This window comes from Bacillus sp. SIMBA_074, assembly GCF_046534555.1.
GTDB classification, from domain to species: domain Bacteria; phylum Bacillota; class Bacilli; order Bacillales; family Bacillaceae_G; genus Bacillus_A; species Bacillus_A mycoides.
Window position 1 is genome coordinate 407,555 of the sequence record NZ_JAWRYM010000002.1, and the last position, 20,590, is coordinate 428,144.

The following is a 20,590-nucleotide window of genomic DNA, read 5'->3' on the forward strand; positions in this document are numbered from 1 at the left end:
ACTACATTGCTTCTTTCTTCTGTCCGATAACTGAGCGTTCTAAAATCTCTGTTACGTCCAAAGTTTGAACTGTTTCTTCAACTTCTTTCGCTTTCGTGCCATCACTAATCATCGTTAAGCAATACGGGCATCCTGTACCGATAATTGACGGCTGTACAGCTAGCGCTTGTTCTGTACGAGCAACGTTAATACGAGAACCTGTCGTTTCTTCCATCCACATTAGGCCGCCACCCGCACCACAGCACATTCCCGTTTCACGGTTACGCGCCATTTCTACAAGGTTTACACCTGGAATTGCTTTTAGAATATCGCGCGGCGCTTCGTATACTTCGTTGTATCTTCCTAAGTAACAGGAATCATGGTACGTAACTGTCTCTTCAATAGAATGGACAGGTTTTAAACGACCTTCCTTCACCCACTGGGCTAGTAATTCTGTATGATGATAGACTTCTGCTTGTAAGCCAAAGTCCGGGTACTCATTTTTAAAAGTGTTATAAGCATGAGGGTCAATCGTAACGATTTTCTTCACTCCTGCTTTTTCAAATTCTTCAATATTTTTAGTCGCCATTTCCTGGAATACAAATTCATTTCCAAGGCGGCGCGGTGTATCACCAGAGTTCTTTTCCTTATTACCAAGAATTGCGAATGAAATGCCTGCTTCATTCATTAGCTTCGCAAATGATATCGCAATCTTCTGACTGCGATTGTCATACGAACCCATTGATCCGACCCAGAATAAGTATTCAAACTCTTCGCCAGCTTTTGATTTCTCCTTTACAGTTGGAACTGTTACTTCATCGTCACCTTGGCGCCATGTTTCACGCTCTTTACGGTTCAGTCCCCACGGATTACCTTGACGCTCAATGTTTGTCATTGCACGCTGCGCTTCCGCGTCCATTTTTCCTTCTGTTAAAACGAGATAGCGGCGTAAATCAATAATTTTGTCAACATGCTCATTCATAACTGGGCACTGGTCCTCACAGTTACGACACGTTGTACATGCCCAAATCTCTTCTTCTGTAATAACGTCTCCGATTAAACTTGGGTCGTACGCTAGCGCTGTAGCCGCTGATTCTTGTTGTCCTTTTCCAGCTGCCATCATCGCTAACTGATTTCCTTGTGTATTATTAAAAGCAACAACTGGAACCCACGGTGCTTTTGATGTTACCGCTGCTCCTTTATCAGTTAAATGATCACGAAGTTTTAAAATTAAATCCATCGGTGATAACATTTTCCCTGTTCCTGTTGCCGGACACATATTTGTACAACGACCACATTCGACGCAGGAATATAAGTCGATAAGTTGATTTTGTCTAAAGTCTTCAATTTTACCAACACCGAATGTTTCTTGTGTTTCATCTTCAAAATCAATTTTTTCAAGTTTTCCCGGATTTGAAAGACGACCAAAAAACACGTTAACTGGTCCAGCAATTAAATGCGCATGTTTTGATTGTGGAACATAAACTAAAAACGTTAACAAAATTAGTAAATGCACCCACCAAGAGAAATAGAACACTGAAATGGCTACGGTTTCATTTAATCCCGAGAAAACGTAAGCGATTGCAGAAGCGATAGGTTCACTCCATGAAAGCTCCTCGCCGTGCCATATAATTCCCATCCCATTACCAAGTAGCACAGAAATCATTAAGCCACCAATAAAGATAAGAACAAGGCCTGATTTAAAATTACGTTTCAAACGAACAAGCTTTTCAATATAGCGTCTATGAAAAGCCCAAAAGACTGCAATTAAAATAACGAGTGTGACAATTTCCTGGAAGAATGTAAATGCAGGGTATAGTAGTCCAAGTGGAAGATGCGATCCTGGTGCAAGTCCTTTCCAAACGAAGTCAATTGCTCCAAATTGGACAAGAATAAATCCGTAAAAGAACATAACGTGAATGATGCCGCTCTTTTTATCTTTCAGCAGCTTTTTCTGACCGAAAACATTGACCTTAAGAAGATCCCAACGCTCTTTAAAACGACGGTCAAATTCAATCTTTTTTCCTAATTGTATGTAGGCCATCCTTGTTCGTATAAGATATACAAACAAATACCCCGCATAAGCAATAACAGCAATGGCAGCCAGCCAATTAATGATTAGTAAGCTATTCATTTTATGCTACCCCTCTCTTTGTAAGCTCTCTTTCTTTTTTAGAATCTTCGAAAATATATAATTTTCTGAATTATATCCCCTATTCCCATTATATAATGAGTGAGCATTCAGTCAACAGTTTTTTGTTATACAACAACACATTTTTTAATAAAGCTGTTTATTTCGGTGAAACTATAAAGTGAAACTTTAATCAGTAGGGAGCTGTTTATTCCCTACTGATTATTAGTCCTCACCAATCGGGATTTTACGGGCGGTCCGAATCCAAACCAACTTCTTTGCTTTAACCCAATTTCGAGGTGGGAGTCTTACTGCCCGCAAATAGCGGGATACAGTGAAATTTTGATTTGTAAAAAATTGATGGTGAAAAGACCGTGAAGGAGGGAATTTACTTATGTTTTTCTTATCTCTCTTGTTATTAGGCAGCGCTCTCTGGATTACAATCGACCTTTCATATGGGAGAATTGTTCATTTAAAGCGTGTACGTTCTCGTTCTTTCCCTTTACGTCAAAGTGATTTTCGCCTTTATACATACGGAAATGATCTATACGATGCTCTCTTTACTGATATAAAACAAGCTAAACACCATGTGCACGTTTTATTTTTTATTGTAAAAAACGATGATATAAGTCGTACGTTTTTAAAGTTACTTATCGATAAAGCACAAGAAGGAATTGAAGTAAGACTTTTACTCGACCGGTTTGGAAGTCATTATTTATCAAAAGAAGCGATTTACTCGCTACAAAAGCATGGTGTCTCTTTTTCATTTTGTCATAAAGTGAAATTTCCTTTTCCTTTCTTTTCTGCAAATCAAAGAAACCATAGAAAAATTACAGTTATTGACGGGAAAATTGGTTATATTGGTGGATTTAACATTGGCGAAGAATATTTAGGGCATAATCAAAGGTTAGGGTTATGGCGAGATTATCATTTACGTCTTACAGGAGAAGGGATACAAGATTTACAAAAACAATTTTTACATGATTGGCTCGACGATACAGACCAAAATTTATTAGATTCATCTCTTTATTTTCCTATGCAACAACCAGGGACCATTCTACATCGTTTCATCCCTACTGATGGTGCCTATTTACAAAATACATTTTTACATTTAATCGAAAGCGCGAAAAAAGAACTCTTTATCGGTACACCATATTTTATTCCTGGAAAAAAAATTATGAATGCATTATTAAAAGCGCGAAAACGTGGGGTTCAAATAACTATTCTCGTTCCACAAAAAGCTGATCACGCCCTCGTTCGAGAAGCAAAATTCCCATATTGCCGAAAGTTAATACAAGCTGGTTGTGATATTTACGCTTTTCAGCAAGGATTTTTCCACGCAAAAATTATTATAGTAGACGATCATACTTGTGATATCGGAACTGCTAATTTCGATATGAGAAGTATATATATTAACCATGAAATCAATTGCCTTTTATACGATAAACATTTCATACAAGAAGTAAAACGTAAATTCGAGGAAGATTTGGAACGCTCCTTATTACTTTCCTTTGAAGATGTCAATCCCCTCTCCATTATCGATAGAGGAAAGGAATGGATAGGAACGATACTCGCGTTCTTTTTATAGAGAAATTTCAAGGGCCAAGGAGGTGCATCACATATGATAATTCGATTTGGATATGTCTCACATGCTATGGCATTATGGGACTGTTCGCCTGCCAAAACAATAACATTTACAAGCTGGAAAAAACTAAAAAAACAAGAGCGTGCAGATAAATTGTATAATGTTACACTGCAAAATCTAGAACACACAATACGCATCCTTCATTACAATATTGCACACGAAATTCCATTATATCGTTTATCATCTTCTATCGTCCCGCTTGCAACACATCCTGAAGTTAAATTTGATTACATCCAAATATTTGCACCGCTTTGGCGTAAAATAGGGGCATTAATTCAGGAACACAATTTGCGCATAAGTTTCCATCCCAATCAATTCACACTATTTACAAGCGACAAACCACATATTACAACTAATGCAATTACAGATATGACCTATCATTATAACGTGTTAAATGCTATGGGAATTGCAGATTCTTCCTACATTAATATCCATGTAGGTGGCGCGTATGGAAATAAGGAAAAGGCAATCGAACGTTTTCATGAAAACATACAAAAACTTCCATACCATGTAAAAAGACAAATGACTCTTGAAAATGACGATAAAACATATACAACTTCTGAAACTTTGGCTATTTGTCAAAAAGAGCAAATCCCTTTCGTGTTCGATTATCATCACCACATAGCGAACCTTTGTAATGAACCGCTAGAAGAATTACTTCCTATGATATTTAAAACTTGGTCACATACAAATGTCCTTCCTAAAGTTCATATTTCTTCTCCTAAATCCGTAAAAGAATTTAGGGCTCACGCAAATTATATTGATTTAGAGTTTATTAAACCCTTTTTACACATTACAAAAAAAATTGACCATGATTTCGATATTATGATTGAAAGTAAACAAAAGGATTTAGCACTTCTTCAGTTAATAGATGAAATCTCTTCTATAAGGGGAGTGAAAAGAATAAAAGGCGCAACAATACAATGGTAAATTGTAACGTTGCGCTATTTTTTTCAAAAAGTATTTCTTATAGTAAAAAAGCTCCTGTTTTATATGCTATTATTTAAATTAGCATTTTCCCCCTGTGATTCAACTTTATTGAAACGGAGCCATTATATGATCAATCAAAAAAAATATGTACAATTTGTCATGATGTATATTATTATATTTTCTCTTTGGATATTCCTTATCCCTAAGGACTTGAATATAAAAGAAATTGGAATTCTCTTCTTATTTTGTTTTGCTGCACTCTTTTCTTGCTATTGCTTATATAAAGCAATTAAGAAGATGAAGCACGGTGACAAACTATTTTGGGTTCTAGTACTATGCACTTGTATATGTGGATTAGCTATGGAGATAACTTTATTTCTTCATTCACTTTCTATATATGATCAAGTCATATTCTCATATAAGGCATTGCCTTTCTTCATCATACAATATATTTTGCTCTTTTCTGGCTTTGCTATAAAGTTTATAAAACATTACTCTATTAGAGGCCTTGCTCAATTTTCATTCGATAGCATCTTTATTGTCATTATGAATATTTACTTTACCTTAACCTTTATTTTAGACATTTCAAGCTTTCGTATGTTAACAACAGATACATGGGTTTTAATTGGATATTTCATTGCACAATCATTAGTAATTTACGCCGTTATTAGCTTATATAGAAGAGAACAGTATTCTTCTAGTAGAATCTCATTAATTGTCGGCTTCACTATCATACTTGTTTACGGATATATACACCTGTTCCAGTTAAGATCAGGAATGGAAACTTCTTCTGAAGTCTCTTATTTAATACATACTGCTTCAATTTTATTAATCGGTTTATCGTCCATACTATACATTTTAGATAAACCAATGCAACATGAAACTAAGACTAAATATTATCGATTCGATTATGTACGCTTTATATTACCTTATTTTAGTATAATCATTACTTTTTCCTTTATTGTCATTCAACCTTGGGATGATAAGTTCATGTTAATCGGTCTCGTATTATCACTTATCTTATTATTCCTACGACAACTTTACATGTGGAAAGATAATCAAGTATTAATCGATACGTACGAACAGTTGACTACACAACTAGAAGGTAAAGTTGAAGAAGGCGCATCTGCACTATCAAAAAGTGAACAACGTTATAAATCTTTATTCGAAGATCATCCTGATGCTGTTTTTTCTTTAAATATGAACGGGATTTTTCAACAATCTAATAAGGCTTGTGAAAGTTTATTTACAGCCTATTATTGTGAAGTAACAAGCTATTCTCTTCAACACTTCATTGATCCACAAGATCATGAATTATTGAAGAAATCTTTACAAATTACAAAAGAAGGTAGACCACAAACTCTAGAAATTCGTACAAAAGAAAAAGAAGGCTATTATTATCACCTTCACATTACATTCATCCCTATTTTTATAAATAAAGAAGTTGTTGGGATGTTTGGTATAGCACGTGATATTACAACTTTATATGAAAAACAAAAGCAAGTAGAGCATATGGCTTTCCATGATGCACTTACAGGACTACCGAATCGACGGAAATTCGAAAAAGATTTAAAAACGATTTTAAATCTAGCTCAAAACAACACTAATGACGTTGCGGTTATGTTCCTCGACCTAGATCGATTTAAAAAAATTAACGATCGACTCGGCCATGATGTCGGGGATTTATTATTAATTGAAGTAGCAAAAAGATTACGTGGATGTTTACGTTCAAAAGATATCGTTGCCCGCCAAGGCGGAGATGAATTTACGATTCTATTACCAGATATGTATTCTGAAAAAAGTGCTTCTTTTATAGCTGAACAAATTTTAACTATCTTAAATAAGCCTTACTTTATTAAAGATGAAGAACTTTCTGTTACACCGAGTATCGGAATTGCAATGTACCCTGACTATGGAACCGATGTAACCGAATTAATGAAAAATGCAGATATGGCTATGTATCGAGCAAAAGCAAATGGAAAAAACAGATTCGTTTTCTTCTCAAAAGAAATGAGTATTGCGCAAAATGAAATACACTTCCTAGAAGGTGAGCTTTCAAAAGCACTACAACAAAATGAATTTTTCCTTGAATACCAGCCACAAGTAAACACAAAAACAAAACAAATTATCGGTTTCGAGGCGTTAATTCGTTGGAAACACCCAAAACTCGGAATTGTATCACCTGCCCAATTCATCCCTCTAGCAGAGGAGACAGGATTTATTATTGAACTTGGTAATTGGATTTTACGTACAGCCTGCTTAGAAGCAAAGAAGTGGCATAACCAAGGGTTTTCTCACTTAAAGGTTGGTGTGAATTTATCTGTTGTTCAATTTAACCGTTCAGATTTAATCCCAACTATTTCAAAAGTCTTGGAAGAAACCGAACTAAAACCGGAAGCACTAGATATTGAGATTACGGAAAGTATCGCGATTAATCAAAATCATTCTGTAATTGCTAAACTAGAAGAACTTCAAAATCTCGGTATTCAAATTTCAATTGATGATTTTGGAACTGGTTATAGTTCTTTAGCTTATTTAACGAAATATCCAATCAATACATTAAAAATTGCTCGAGAATTTATTTGTGGAATTACAAATAGCCCTTTAGAAGAAGCCATTATCGCTTCCATTATTACGCTATCAAAAGAATTAAATTTAGAGGTTATTGCGGAAGGTGTAGAAACAGAAGAACAATGGAAGTTTTTACACGAGCAAAACTGTGACCACATTCAAGGATTCCTCTTTAGCAAACCTGTTTCTAGTAAAGACGTTTGGAGGTTACTCCACAAAAAAACAACCGTCTAAGTAAGACGGTTGTTTTTTTAATGTTCAAATGGTAAATCTGAAGCTAATTGTACCTCTTGATCATTATGAGAAATTACTTGGCTTTTCTCTAAAGCTGTATCTGTTAATGAAATACCCCATGCCATTGCTAACGTTAATAGACTACCAATAAGTAGTTTTTTCATATTCCATCACCCACATCGTTTTCTTTTAATATATCATGAAAATTTATCCACAACTTATGCAATTATGCATACCCATTTTTTGGATATTTAATTACTTTTTGTGGATGTAACTTACGAAATATACCACTATACATATTCCAAATCATTTTAATTTAAATACTTCTTTTTTTTTAATAACGTCTCTTTGTAAGAATGTAAATCTAATAAATCAAAGAAGAAAGACGCTTTTTTATACACTTCTTTAATATCATCTGATGAATACTCTAATTTCTCAAGACACTCGCCCTTTTGATAATACAATTGACCGATTAATTCCATACTTCCCATATACCGAGAAGCTTCAATCGCTTCATTTACTTGATACAATGCCTCTTCAAACTGATCACTCAAATATAAAGCTTTTGCATAATTGTATCGAACCTTAACTGTGAATGCCTCATTATTATGTAGCGATTCTAACCGTTCTAAAATAGCTCGAAATGAAGTTATTGCCCTATCTAATTGATTATTTTCTGCACAAATACTTGCAATAGAATTTTCAATATATAAATTTTGAAATACATCTATCCCTCCGTATGATTGATGTACAATTTTTTTTAACTCTAAAATGCAATATTCAAAATTAATTTTCTGTAAAACATATGCAGATAAGTAATAGTACCAAAGAAGAAACTGATTAAATTCTGGATGAAACTTTTCTTTTTTTAATTCATTTGAAACAATGCTATAAATTTCAGCATATTGTTTCTTCTTACTCAACATTTGAATTCTATCTTTAAATAGCTTTTTCCTCTCAATATCGGAATAAATGAGTACCTCATAAAAATGAATAATGGGAACTTGTAATTTTGCTGCTATACCTTGCAGTATATCCATACTTGGGTATACCGCGCCCGATTCAATTCGGCTCACTTCCGATTGATGACATACATTATCGGAGAGTTGTTTCTGTGTTAATCCTCTCATTACCCTAATTTTCTTTATTTCACTTCCTAATTTTTCTGCGTGCATACTTACTCACCATCCCATTATAACAATCTAATTTTTTTAAGTTGTCATACCACTACAATAATGTGAATTCGACAATTTTTGATATGAAATAATGCATAATATATATAAAATTCGGCAAATTCCTCATACAATTCATCTCACATACACAATACAAGATTAGGAGTTTTATAGATGAATTATAGAAAACTTGCTAGTGCTTTCGTTACATTCGGTCTTCTTTGTCCTTTATCAACAGAAGCTATTCACGCTCAAGAATTAGATAAAAATGAAGTGAAAGTTGAAATTGCTCAGCCTGGTTTAACAATCGGAAAATTAACACAACCTCAAAACGATACAAAAGAGAATATTGCTAAAAAGTATTTAAAAGGTGAGGTAAATGGGGCTAAAGCTCAACAAGAGCAAGTTACTACTGAAAAGAATGTCGATTTTCAACCTACAAATAAAGAAACAAAAGAAAATCAAACCGAATTACGCCTTGCACAAACATACAAAAATTATAAAGTATATGGTCAAGATCTCATTGTAAAAGTAGATAAAAATGGAGTAATTACAACTGTTAGTGGTAAAGTTGCCCAAAATTTAGACCAACAACTTAATCTTACTATAACAAATTTTTTGTCGAAAAATGAAGTAAAATCTAAATTACGCAATATACTTCAAATTCCAAGTGATGCGACAGAAACAGAATTTTCTAGCGAAACGGTAGTTTATAAGAAAAAAGATGGCTACTATACATACGCAACGGTCCTTACATTTACTTATGAAAACAATGAACAAGTTATAAACGGAAATGCAATCATGGACTTACAAACTGGTGAAGTACTTTTCCAAGAAAAGTTTATTAAAAATAAAGAGAATAAAACTATTAATCAAGTAACAGCACCTAAACTATCACCAGCGAAAGAACAAGGAACTGGGAAAAATGCGCTACAAGAAAATGTATTATTTAATATTGCGAAAGGCTCTGATGGAAAATTTTATTTAGCTGATTTATCCCGCGGAAATGGTCTTTATATTTACAACGCAAACTACGCTGATTCCCTTGGTGGCGATAGCCAAGCTGGTTATCCAGGGACACTTATTTCAAGCGATAACTCTAACTTCTTAGATAAAGAAGCAGCTGGTGTTATGAAAAATATGAGTGATATTTACGACTATTTTAAGAAAGAACATAATCTGAAAAGTTACGATAATAAAGACTCAAAAGTTGTTGCTAGCGTCCACGGATTTGATTCTACTGAAGTTAGTGATGGTGTAAAAGAAAACTATGTAAATGCATTTTGGCATCCAGGTTGGAATCAAATGGTCTTTGGTGACGGGCTAAATGGAAAATTAACCTCTGCTCTTGACGTAACAGCTCATGAATTTGGACATGCTGTATTTAGTGGTACGACGAAAAATAAAATTGTGCGATATCCAAGTGCTGAAACATCTGCGCTAAATGAAGGTCTAGCAGATTTTTGGGGTACACAAATAGAATATTACGTAAAGAAAGATAAAGGAAATTGGATTATGGGTGATACGTTAGGTGGTCTAACAATTCGTGACATCCCAGGGGAAATTGGTGACGGCGGCAACAAACTATACACAAACTTAAAAGATTTCTATAATGATGGAAATGATCAAGAATCTCACGTGAATTCTGGAATTATCAGCCATGTATTATATCAATTAGCTGAAGGTAAAACGTATAACGGTATATCTGTTCAAAGACAAGGAAATGAAAAAGTAAGTAAAGTTGTTATGCGTGCATTGCAAAACTACGCAACTTCAGCAGAAGATTTTGAATCACTTCAATCTCACATTGTACAAGCTGCAAAAGACTTATATGGTAATATGACAGCAACAGAATTCGAAAAGGCTTTCCAAGCACATGGATATAAGGCTCTAGCAAAAATTAGTAAAGTAGTAGAAGTACAACAAGGAAAATAAGCAAAAAAGAAGTTTACCGATTATAGGTAAACTTCTTTTTCATATCCATCCCTTTTCTTCCGCAATTGTAATTGCCTCAATCCTATTTTTCGCATCGAGCTTCGTTAATACTTCAGAAATATAATTACGCACTGTACCAGGTGAAAGATAAAGTGCCTTCGCAATTTCATTTGCTGTCTTTCCCTCTTTCGCAAGTACCAGCACTTCTTTTTCACGATCCGATAACGGATTCTGCTCTTGCCATAAGCCAAACATTAACTCTTGAGAAATCTCTCGTTTCCCTTTCATTACGTTACGAATCGCCGAAGCTAAATCCTCACTTGGGCTATCTTTTAATAAATATCCGTGCACACCAGCTTTCATCGCCCTTTCAAAATAGCCCGGTCGTGCAAATGTTGTTAAAATCATTACTTTACAAGATGATTTTTCTTTCTTTAACGTTTCAGCAACATCTAAACCACTTTGAATTGGCATTTCAATATCCATAATACTTATATCGGGTTTTAGCGATTCGATTAATTTTAGCGCCTCTTCCCCGTTCGCTGCTTGCCCAATTACTTCGATATCATCTTCTAGATCAAGCAGGGCTCCTAATGCACCACGAAGCATCCGTTGATCTTCCGCAATAATAATTCGAATCATGCCCTCACCTCATCTTTCCCCGTTCTAATTACAATTGGAACCTTCACCGTTAACAGCGTCCCTGGATTAACGGTATCTAGCTCCACTAGACCATCAATTAGGGCAATTCGCTCTTTCATACCACGGATACCATTTCCATCATGATTTTGCTCCTCTAAACCGATGCCATTATCTTCTACTTTTAAAATCAATTCACCTTGTGATTCTAATATGGAAACAATGCACACTGTTGCCTTACTATGCTTCACGACATTCGTTACTGCCTCACGTAAACACATTCCTAAAATATTTTGTTCAATTGGTGATAACGAACTCGCACTCGCTTCCTGCTTCACTTCTAATTCAATATTAGCTGCTTGCAAAATCGCTTTTATTTGTTCAAGCTCTTCTTCTACTGTAATCATGCGCATATCAGAAATTAATTCCCTTAGCTGCTTTAAAGCGGTACGAGATGTTTGTGTAATTTCTTTCGCTTCTATACTTGCACGCTCTGGATTTTTTACAATTAACTTCTCCACGAGCTGACTTTTTAAAGTAATAAGAGATAACGTATGCCCTAACGTATCATGAAGATCTCTTGCAATTCGCTGCCGTTCTTCACGTTTTACTAAATCTTTAATTTGCTCGTTCGCTTCATTTAATTGATTCTTTAACATCTTTTTTTGATTAAAATTACGCATTCCAAATGGCGTAAGAAGCATTAAAATAAACATTGGAACTATATTCACTAAATTTGTAGTTGTTAAATGCTTAAAATATACGAATATAAAGGCCCCAAGCATTGTAATCAACAGTCCTAACAACACTCGAAATACTTTCTTACTTGGCGCAAAGCCCATCGCACTTGCCGTGAAAAAACCAAAAAATATCATAAAAGCATTATAAAATAAGGCAAATAAAAAGATGAGTACCATTTGAATACATGCCCATAAAATGAACGTCTTATTAACAAAATAAAGTTGACGGTATGTGATAATAAAAAGCACCAACATACCGCTCCCTATCCCAAGTTTCCACCCTGATACCTGCGTTAGATGGTAAATCGGAAATAACAGATACACTAACCACATATACGGGAAGAAACCCATCTGTTTCGGAAAAACTTCAAACCTCTTCTTCTCTATCATTTATACCGCTTCCTGTCTTTTTCTTATATATATTGATACTACAACAAATATAAGGAAATAACCTCCTAGTACCGCGATATTTTCCCACCCAATCGATTTTCCAGCTACAATGTCCCATGCACCGCTTCCAAAGTGGTATGTTGGTGTCCATTCACCGATAGATCTTAATATTTTCGGGAACACTTCAATTGGCATCCATAACCCGCCAATTACAGCTAGACTCATATTTAAAATATTGGCTAAACCAGCTGCTGCATCCGCCTTCTTAATTGAACCTATTACTGTTCCAAGGGCTAAAAATGGTGTCACGCCTAGTAATAGCCATAATCCTGCACCAATCCATTGGCCTATCGTTAACTCAACATTATTAATTAATATTCCTGCCATAAAAATAACTAAGATTGAAAAAGCATTCACTACTGTTTGAGCAATAATTTTAGCTGCTAAATATGCCCCCTCTGGAAGCGGTGTAATTTTTAACAAATGTGTCCATCCTTGCCCTTTTTCCTGAGAAAGTCTCACACCGAAACTAAAAAGGGCAGTCCCTACAATACTGAAAGTCGCCATTGAAATTAAATAATGTGCTTTCCACGCATCTCCGTTTTGCGGGACTTGAACAACATTTGTAAAGATGTAATAAAACATAACTGGCATTAATAATGAGAAAAAGATGAATAATTTATTGCGGAACGTACGTAAAACCTCTATTTTACATTGCATCCATAATGCTCTCATGCGATTCCCTCCTTCTGATTTGCAACAAACTGTTCAAATGCTTCATCGAGGCTTCCACGTTCAACTGAAACGTCTGTTACAGGTAGATTCCTCTGATAAATTGCTTGTAAAGTGGCATCTGTATCTTCCGTCGTTAAAGTGAAGCGCCCTTCATTTGACTGTACTTCTGTTACATGCGGTAATTCCTTTAGTAAACTCTTAGGAATTTTCTCTTTCGAATAAAACGAGATCGTTTTTCGAGAAATCGTCGCTTTCATTTCATCTGGCGTACCATCTGCAATGATTTTTCCATTCGCAAATAATAAAATTCGATCTGCTAATGCATCCGCTTCTTCTAAATAGTGCGTCGTTAAAATAATCGTTTTCCCTTCACTTGCTAACTTTCTAATCGTTTCCCAAAACGTTTTTCGAGACGTGATATCCATCCCTACAGTTGGTTCATCTAAAAATAACAACTCTGGATTTCCTGCAAGTGCCAGTGCAAAATTTAACCTTCTCTTTTGGCCACCCGATAATTTCTCACATCTTTGCTTTCGCTCTGATTCTAAATTTGATAGCTGAAGTAATGTTTCTTTCGCTACTGGATTCGTATAATAGCTACGGAATAGCTCGATTGCTTCTTCTACCGTGATGCTGTCAATTACACTTACTTCTTGCAGCATCGCACCGAGGCTATTACGAACATCTCTATGTTTCGGGCTCTTTCCAAATATAGAAACATTCCCTTCTGTCGGATCTTTTAACCCGAGCATCATTGAAATTGTCGTTGTTTTCCCCGCACCATTCGGGCCGAGTAATGCTACTATTTGCCCTTTATTTACATGAAATGAAACGTTATTTACTGCTTTTTTATGTTTAAATGTTTTAGAAACACCATTTACTTCAATAATCTTTTCCATCTCTCCACCCCCGCTGTTTCTTATATTTACATTGTATGTTCTGGAAAAGTTAGGAAACAGTATGATGCGTCATGATATCCATATGACAATTGTCATGTATTCTTTATGAGAGGAATCAGCCTGTATACCGCACGCGAGTAGCAGTACAAAAACAAACATGATACAATCGGATAAGACATATATTCGAGGAAGGACAGTGGTTTTCATGATTATTCGTAATGAACAAGATTTAGAAGGTTTACGAAAAATCGGCCGCATCGTTGCACTTGCACGCGAAGAAATGAAAAAACAAGCGAAGCCAGGTATGACAACGAAAGAGCTTGATTTAATTGGTAAAAAAGTATTAGACGAGAACGGTGCTATTTCAGCGCCTGAAAAAGAATATAAATTCCCAGGTGTAACTTGCATTAGTGTAAACGAAGAAGTTGCTCACGGTATTCCAAGCGATCGCGTATTAAAAGAAGGCGATTTAGTAAACGTAGACGTATCGGCAGCACTTGACGGATATTATGCAGATACAGGTATCTCATTTGTTCTTGGTGACGATGAAGAAAAAGAAAAACTTTGCCAAGCAGCAGTAGACTCATTTTGGGAAGCAATGAAAAAAGTAAAAGCTGGCTCAAAACAAAATCAAATTGGTCGTGCTGTTTCTAACTTTGCACATAAAAGTGGATATAACGTTATTCAAAACTTAACTGGTCACGGTATTGGTCTTAGCTTACACGAAGCTCCAAACCACATCTTAAGCTACTATGATCCAATGGATAATGCGCTTCTAAAAGACGGTCTTGTTATCGCTGTAGAACCATTCATCTCTATGAAAGCTGATCATATCATTGAGCGCGGTGATGATGGTTGGACATTCGTTACACCAGATAAAAGCCTTGTTGCACAATGTGAACATACAGTTGTCGTCACTCGTGGCGAGCCAATTATTTTAACTCAACTATAATCAAAAATAGCCGTTTTGTAGATTCCTTCTACTAAAGCGGCTGTTTTTGATTATGTAACATCCCCATAAACAGAAAGCTTATAAAAATAAAAAGGTGATACATCAAAGTATCACCTTTTTAACGGGGTGAGGCTGTCCAAAAGTACGGAAAACTCTTGAACAGCCTCGTATTTTCATATGGATGCCTTACATATATCACTGATGATAATTATGAAATGCGGAAACATAGTTATCATCACATGATTCAAACAAAAGAAAAGAAATCCTATAACGGATCTCTTTTCCCTACATAATCTAAAGTTTGGGTACACTAGATTCATGCAATGTAGGAGCCTTCAGAACTGAAAGCGATCCTTCATTTAAAATGATAGCATACATATCTCCGCTAAAAATATGTAAATATGCATATAGCGTTTTTTATTTCTCAACATACATTTATTGAAAATTCATACATATAAAGGTAAAATAAAGTCGTTAACCGTCTTCTTTTGTCAGTCAGAGAGAATAGAAGAATGGGAGAGGAAAAAATGAGAAAATCACTGAAACAAAAAATAGTAAGCTCCTTGCTTGCTGTATCACTCGCCGTTAGCTTAGCTCCAATCGGACAAGCAAAAGCTGATTCCACGTCAGAAATTACACAGACTCCACCTATTACAAAACAAGTTGATGCAAACCGCGCCATCGAGCATATCCGTTTCTTATCCGAAACAATCGGTCCCCGTCCAGGTGGTACAAAATCAGAAGAATGGGCTTCTCGCTATGTTGGTATGAAGCTTAAATCAATGGGATATGAAGTAGAGTACCAACCCTTTCAAGTGCCGGATCAATACGTTGGATTTATCGAATCACCATTAGGGACAAAGCGTAATTGGCAAGCTGGTGCTGCTCCAAATTCACTAATTTCTACAGAAGCTGTTACAGCTCCGCTTATCTTTGTTCAAGGTGGTACAAAATTGGACGATATTCCAAATGAGGTAAACGGAAAAATTGTTTTATTCGAAAGGGGTGCAACAGTAGCAGATTATAATAAACAAGTTGAGAATGCTGTTAGTAAAGGGGCAAAAGGTGTTCTTTTATACAGTTTAATTGGAGGGCGTGGAAACTACGGACAAACTTTCAATCCTCGCTTAACTAAAAAACAGTCTATCCCTGTCTTCGGTCTTGCTTATGCTCAAGGAAATGCGTTTAAAGAAGAAATCGCTAAAAAAGAGGCAACAATTCTTTCCCTAAAATCGAGACATGAATCTAATTTAACATCCTTAAATGTCATCGCTAAAAAGAAACCAAAAAATAGTACAGGTAATGAAAAAGCTGTCGTTGTAAGTTCACACTACGATAGTGTCGTTGGAGCACCTGGGGCAAATGATAATGCTTCTGGTACAGGATTAGTATTAGAACTGGCTCGTGCTTTTCAAAATGTAGAAACTGATAAAGAAATTCGTTTTATTGCTTTTGGTTCTGAGGAAACTGGCCTACTTGGCTCTGATTATTATGTTAATAGTCTGTCCCAAAAGGAACGTGATCGAATTTTAGGTGTCTTTAACGCAGACATGGTTGCAACAAATTATGATAAAGCAAAGAATTTATATGTAATGACTCCTGATGGCTCAACAAACCTTGTAACAGATGCTGCCTTACAAGCAGGTAAACAATTAAATAATAACCTCGTTCTTCAAGGAAAATTTGGCTCTAGTGATCACGTACCATTTGCTGAAGTGGGTATCCCTTCTGCACTATTTATTTGGATGGGCGTCGATAGTTGGAATCCATTAATCTATCATATCGAAAAAGTATATCACACGCCTCAAGATAACGTATTTGAGAACATTTCACCAGAACGTATGAAAATGGCATTAGAAGTTATCGGAACTGGTGTTTATAACACCCTTCAAAAACCTGTTACTCAAACAGGTCAAAAAGCTGCTTAATACTATTTCAAGCTACCGATTAATCGGTGGCTTTTTATTAAGGAAAAATAAATATGTATAATAGCATATTTGTTACATGGCGTTATTACCCTAAAAAAATCTTACTACATTAATTTAAGTATATCAATTATACGATTTATTATGTATAATATAAAACGTAATATATTAATGTAATTGTATTATTGAATGGTATTACCATGTAGAATAATACTAGTAATTACATCTAATAAAGAAGGCTTTCTACTATGAAAAGATTATTCTTGCAGTTGTGTTAGCTTTAACAGTTATTTTTAGGAACAAATGCCTTTATTCCTGAAACAAACGCTGATGCAGCTACTCACGAGCAAAGCTTTACAAAATACTATTTCTAAATTAGCCATAAAAATGGCTATGCATTCATCCAAAACTTAACGGAACATGGTCATTGATCTTAAATTACATGAGATACCACACCACATTCTAAGCTTATGGTCCAATACATAATCGACTTATCAAAAACGATTTCATTGTTACTTTAGAGCCGCTTAGCTCTATGAAAGCTGACCATATTATTCGGCCGCTGATTGAGTCCAACTTGAAACTGTTCTCTTTTTTCTATAAAAAAAACCCTTCAGGTTGCATTCTTCCCTTCACTTTATCGTGAAGTGTTTTTGAATACTTACCTAAAGGGAGCAATATCAATAGTAATTTTTTAATTTATCTGCTACTCAGATTACGATGTAATCAATAATCTAAAGCTTTTTTATTATTCTATTCGCTGACGAGCGAATAGAATTCCACCTAAAAGGAACAATACCATACCTCCAAGAATTGAAATCATTTCTGCTGATGTTCCTCCTGTGTTAGGAAGTAATGTTGGCTTATCATTTTCTTTATTAGGTGGAACTTTTGAATCGCTATTTTTGTCTGTATTTGTGTTTGGATCTGTGCTTGGATCTTTTGGATCTGTGCTTGGATCTTTTGGATCTACACCTGGTTCGTCCTTGATTTTTGTATTCGTGATGTCATAACCATTTACTTCGGATTTGTATCCCGCTACTGGTTGTTCTTTCACTTCATACTTGTACGCCTTACCTTCAGCATCATATGCTGCTAAATCTTTAAATTCATATTTCCAATCACTTTCTGTACTCACTTCTTGTGTTGCGATTACTTGGCCACTTTGTAGTAAGTCTACTTTAATCATTGAAGGACGTTCTTTCGCATTATCGTCTTTCCACGTTTTCGTTCCTTCTACTTTTGTTTGACCAACCTTTGTATTCGTGATGTCATAACCATGTACTTCTGTTTGATATCCGTCTACTGCTTGTTCTTTCACTTCATACTTGTATGCTTTTCCGTCTGCATCATATGCTGCTAAATCTTTAAATTCATATTTCCAGCCTGTTGCTTTGCTTACTTCTTGCGTCGCAATCACTTTACCGCTTTGTAGTAAGTCTACTTTAATTGCTTTCGGACGATCTTTCGCATTATCGTCTTTCCACATTTTTGTTCCTTCTACTTTTGTTTGGCTTACTTTTGTATTCGTGATGTCATATCCTTTGACTTCGGATTGATATCCATCTACTGGTTGCTCTTTCACTTCATACTTATATGCTTTTCCTTCAGCATCATATGCCACTAAATCTGTAAACACATATTTCCATTCGCTTGCTGCGCTCACTTCTTGTGTTGCGATTACTTGGTCATTTTGTAGTAAGTCTACTTTAATCATTGAAGGACGATCTTTCGCATTATCGTCTTTCCATGTCTTCGTTCCTTCTACTTTTGTTTGGCCTACTTTTGTATTTGTGATGTCATTACCTTTGACTTTTGATTGATATCCGTCTACTGCTTGTTCTTTCACTTCATACTTGTAAGCTACACCATTCTCATCATATGCTGCTAAATCTTTAAACGCATATTTCCATTCGCTTGCTGCGCTCACTTCTTGTGTTGCGATTACTTGGCCATTTTGTAGTAAGTCTACTTTGATCATTGAAGGACGATTTTTCGCATTATCGTCTTTCCATGTCTTCGTTCCTTCTACTTCTGTTTGGCCTACTTTTGTATTTGTGATGTCATTACCGTTTACCTTAGATTTGTATCCGTCTACCGGTTGTTCTTTCACTTTATACTCGTAAGCTACACCGTTTGTATCGTATGCTTGTAGGTTTTCAAATGTGTACTTCCAATTTGTTGCTGCTGTTACTTCTTTTGTGTTTACTACTTTACCATTTTGTAGTAAGTCTACTTTAATTGCTTTCGGACGATCTGTTGCGTTGTTATCGTTCCAAGTCTTTGTTCCTTCTACTTTCGTTTCGCCTACTTTTGTATTTGTGATGTCATATCCTTTGACTGCGGATTGATATCCATCTACTGCTTGTTCTTTCACTTCATACTTATATGCCTTACCTTCAGCATCGTATGCCGCTAAATCTTTGAATTCATATTTCCAGCCTGTCACTTCTGTTACTTCTTGTGTTGCGATTACTTGGCCATTTTGTAGTAAGTCTACTTTAATCATCGTCGGACGATCTTTCGCATTATCGTCTTTCCACGTTTTCGTTCCTTCTACTTTTGTTTGACCAACTTTAGTATTCGTGATGTCATAACCATGTACTCCTGTTTGATATCCGTCTACTGCTTGTTCTTTTACTTCATACTTGTATGCTACTCCGTTTGCATCGTATGCTTGTAGGTTTTCAAATGTGTACTTCCAATTTGTTGCTTTGCTTACTTCTTTTGTGTCTACTACTTTACCATTTTGTAGTAAATCTACTTTAATCATTGTTGGACGATCTTTCGCATTATCGTCTTTCCATGTTTTCGTTCCTTCTACTTTCGTCTTGCTTACTTTTGTATTCGTAATGTCATATCCTTTGACTGCGGATTGATATCCGTCTACTGGTTGTTCTTTTACTTCATACTTATATGCCTTACCTTCGGCATCGTATGCCACTAAATCTGTAAACGCATATTTCCATTCGCTTGCTGCGCTTACTTCTTTTGTATCGATTACCTTGCCATTTTGTAGTAGGTCGACTTTGATTGTTTCTGGACGCCCTTCACCGTTTCCGTCCTTCCATACCTTCGTTCCTTCTACTTTTGTTTGACCAATCTTTGTATTCGTGATGTCATAACCTTTCACTTCGGATTTGTATCCGTCGATTGGTTGTTCTTTCACTTCATACTTGTATGCCTTACCTTCGGCATCATATGCCGCTAAATCTTTGTATTCGTATTTCCAGCCTGTTGCTTTACTTACTTCTTGCGTCGCAATCACTGTACCATTTTGTAGTAGGTCTACTTTAATCATTTCCGGACGATCTTTCGCGTTATCGTCTTTCCATGTTTTCGTTCCTTCTACTTTTGTTTTGCCAACCTTTGTATTCGTGATGTCATAACCTTTTACTTCTGTTTGATATCCGTCTACTGCTTGTTCTTTCACTTCATACTTGTATGCCTTACCTTCGGCATCGTATGCCGCTAAATCTGTAAACGCATATTTCCATTCGCTTGCTGCGCTTACTTCTTTTGTATCGATTACCTTGCCATTCTGTAGTAGGTCGACTTTGATTGTTTCTGGACGCCCTTCACCGTTTCCATCCTTCCACACCTTCGTTCCTTCTACTTTTGTTTGACCAACCTTTGTATTCGTGATGTCATAACCTTTTACTTCTGTTTGATATCCGTCTACTGCTTGTTCTTTCACTTCATACTTGTATGCC

Annotated in this window: 14 protein-coding genes; 6 read left to right on the forward strand and 8 right to left on the reverse strand. The window is 35.7% G+C overall.

Translation table 11 applies throughout. The annotated features are described in order from the left end of the window. Position 1: 1 nt before the first annotated feature. Positions 2-2,113: a (Fe-S)-binding protein gene (locus tag SB773_RS04405; protein WP_410588752.1), complete on the reverse strand. Its 2,112-nt coding sequence runs from the start codon at positions 2,111-2,113 to the stop codon at positions 2-4. A 391-nt stretch (positions 2,114-2,504) separates the two neighbouring features. Here SB773_RS04405 and cls point away from each other — a divergent pair, with 391 nt between their 5' ends. The 3 genes from cls (at position 2,505) to SB773_RS04420 (ending at position 7,490) form a co-directional block, all read left to right on the forward strand. Continuing rightward, entirely contained in the window at positions 2,505-3,698 is a 1,194-nt protein-coding gene (gene cls / locus SB773_RS04410; RefSeq protein ID WP_002143887.1) for a cardiolipin synthase, read from the forward strand. Positions 3,699-3,731: 33 nt separating this feature from the next. Next, a complete protein-coding gene (uvsE, locus tag SB773_RS04415; protein WP_410588755.1) occupies positions 3,732-4,685 on the forward strand; it encodes a UV DNA damage repair endonuclease UvsE in 954 nt (317 codons plus the stop codon). A 126-nt stretch (positions 4,686-4,811) separates the two neighbouring features. Further along, positions 4,812-7,490 carry a DUF4084 domain-containing protein gene (locus SB773_RS04420; protein ID WP_016121121.1) on the forward strand — a complete coding sequence of 893 codons (2,679 nt, stop codon included), beginning with the start codon at positions 4,812-4,814 and terminating at the stop codon, positions 7,488-7,490. A 17-nt stretch (positions 7,491-7,507) separates the two neighbouring features. Here the strand turns inward: SB773_RS04420 and papR are convergent, their stop codons facing one another. Both papR and SB773_RS04430 read right to left on the reverse strand, forming a co-directional pair. Beyond that, positions 7,508-7,654: a quorum-sensing peptide PapR gene (papR, locus tag SB773_RS04425; RefSeq protein WP_000734740.1), complete on the reverse strand. Its 147-nt coding sequence runs from the start codon at positions 7,652-7,654 to the stop codon at positions 7,508-7,510. A 147-nt stretch (positions 7,655-7,801) separates the two neighbouring features. Beyond that, entirely contained in the window at positions 7,802-8,665 is an 864-nt protein-coding gene (locus tag SB773_RS04430) for a helix-turn-helix domain-containing protein (protein WP_002130082.1), read from the reverse strand. Positions 8,666-8,836: 171 nt separating this feature from the next. Between SB773_RS04430 and SB773_RS04435 the strand changes: the two genes are divergently transcribed. Beyond that, on the forward strand, positions 8,837-10,597 hold the full coding sequence (locus SB773_RS04435; RefSeq protein WP_410588758.1) for a M4 family metallopeptidase: 1,761 nt from the start codon (positions 8,837-8,839) through the stop codon (positions 10,595-10,597). Between the two features lie 39 nt (positions 10,598-10,636). On the opposite strand, the gene SB773_RS04440 is transcribed toward SB773_RS04435, so the two are convergent. From SB773_RS04440 to SB773_RS04455, 4 genes are read right to left on the reverse strand one after another with little or no spacing between them, the layout of a single operon-like run. Continuing rightward, positions 10,637-11,239: a response regulator transcription factor gene (locus SB773_RS04440; RefSeq protein WP_410588760.1), complete on the reverse strand. Its 603-nt coding sequence runs from the start codon at positions 11,237-11,239 to the stop codon at positions 10,637-10,639. Continuing rightward, positions 11,236-12,366, reverse strand: a complete 1,131-nt coding sequence (locus tag SB773_RS04445) for a sensor histidine kinase (RefSeq protein WP_410588762.1) — start codon at positions 12,364-12,366, stop codon at positions 11,236-11,238. Before SB773_RS04445 ends, SB773_RS04440 begins: the two co-directional genes overlap by 4 nt. Then, a complete protein-coding gene (locus tag SB773_RS04450) occupies positions 12,367-13,101 on the reverse strand; it encodes an ABC transporter permease (RefSeq protein ID WP_016093649.1) in 735 nt (244 codons plus the stop codon). Then, the gene (locus SB773_RS04455; RefSeq protein WP_061673819.1) at positions 13,098-14,000 is read right to left on the reverse strand and encodes an ABC transporter ATP-binding protein; all 903 of its coding nucleotides are present in this window, start codon (positions 13,998-14,000) and stop codon (positions 13,098-13,100) included. Before SB773_RS04455 ends, SB773_RS04450 begins: the two co-directional genes overlap by 4 nt. A gap of 157 nt (positions 14,001-14,157) precedes the next feature. On the opposite strand from SB773_RS04455, the gene map reads away from it, so the two are divergent. Together map and SB773_RS04465 are read left to right on the forward strand one after the other, a co-directional pair. After that, entirely contained in the window at positions 14,158-14,952 is a 795-nt protein-coding gene (gene map, locus SB773_RS04460) for a type I methionyl aminopeptidase (RefSeq protein ID WP_016121123.1), read from the forward strand. Between the two features lie 527 nt (positions 14,953-15,479). Then, positions 15,480-16,880 carry a M28 family metallopeptidase gene (locus SB773_RS04465; protein ID WP_410588765.1) on the forward strand — a complete coding sequence of 467 codons (1,401 nt, stop codon included), beginning with the start codon at positions 15,480-15,482 and terminating at the stop codon, positions 16,878-16,880. A 745-nt stretch (positions 16,881-17,625) separates the two neighbouring features. Here SB773_RS04465 and SB773_RS04470 read toward each other — a convergent pair. Then, on the reverse strand, positions 17,626-20,590 hold a 2,965-nt coding region (locus SB773_RS04470; RefSeq protein ID WP_410588767.1), incomplete at its 5' end, for a Cna B-type domain-containing protein.

Bases quoted from the DNA above. Each gene is read 5' to 3' on its own strand.
- SB773_RS04465 (WP_410588765.1), top strand. From the start codon at position 15,480: ATGAGAAAATCACTGAAACAAAAAATAGTAAGCTCCTTGCTTGCTGTA.
- papR (WP_000734740.1), bottom strand. From the start codon at position 7,654: ATGAAAAAACTACTTATTGGTAGTCTATTAACGTTAGCAATGGCATGG.
- map (WP_016121123.1), top strand. From the start codon at position 14,158: ATGATACAATCGGATAAGACATATATTCGAGGAAGGACAGTGGTTTTC.
- SB773_RS04440 (WP_410588760.1), bottom strand. From the start codon at position 11,239: ATGATTCGAATTATTATTGCGGAAGATCAACGGATGCTTCGTGGTGCA.
- SB773_RS04435 (WP_410588758.1), top strand. From the start codon at position 8,837: ATGAATTATAGAAAACTTGCTAGTGCTTTCGTTACATTCGGTCTTCTT.
- SB773_RS04430 (WP_002130082.1), bottom strand. From the start codon at position 8,665: ATGCACGCAGAAAAATTAGGAAGTGAAATAAAGAAAATTAGGGTAATG.
- SB773_RS04420 (WP_016121121.1), top strand. From the start codon at position 4,812: ATGATCAATCAAAAAAAATATGTACAATTTGTCATGATGTATATTATT.
- SB773_RS04450 (WP_016093649.1), bottom strand. From the start codon at position 13,101: ATGAGAGCATTATGGATGCAATGTAAAATAGAGGTTTTACGTACGTTC.
- SB773_RS04455 (WP_061673819.1), bottom strand. From the start codon at position 14,000: ATGGAAAAGATTATTGAAGTAAATGGTGTTTCTAAAACATTTAAACAT.
- cls (WP_002143887.1), top strand. From the start codon at position 2,505: ATGTTTTTCTTATCTCTCTTGTTATTAGGCAGCGCTCTCTGGATTACA.
- SB773_RS04445 (WP_410588762.1), bottom strand. From the start codon at position 12,366: ATGATAGAGAAGAAGAGGTTTGAAGTTTTTCCGAAACAGATGGGTTTC.
- SB773_RS04405 (WP_410588752.1), bottom strand. From the start codon at position 2,113: ATGAATAGCTTACTAATCATTAATTGGCTGGCTGCCATTGCTGTTATT.
- uvsE (WP_410588755.1), top strand. From the start codon at position 3,732: ATGATAATTCGATTTGGATATGTCTCACATGCTATGGCATTATGGGAC.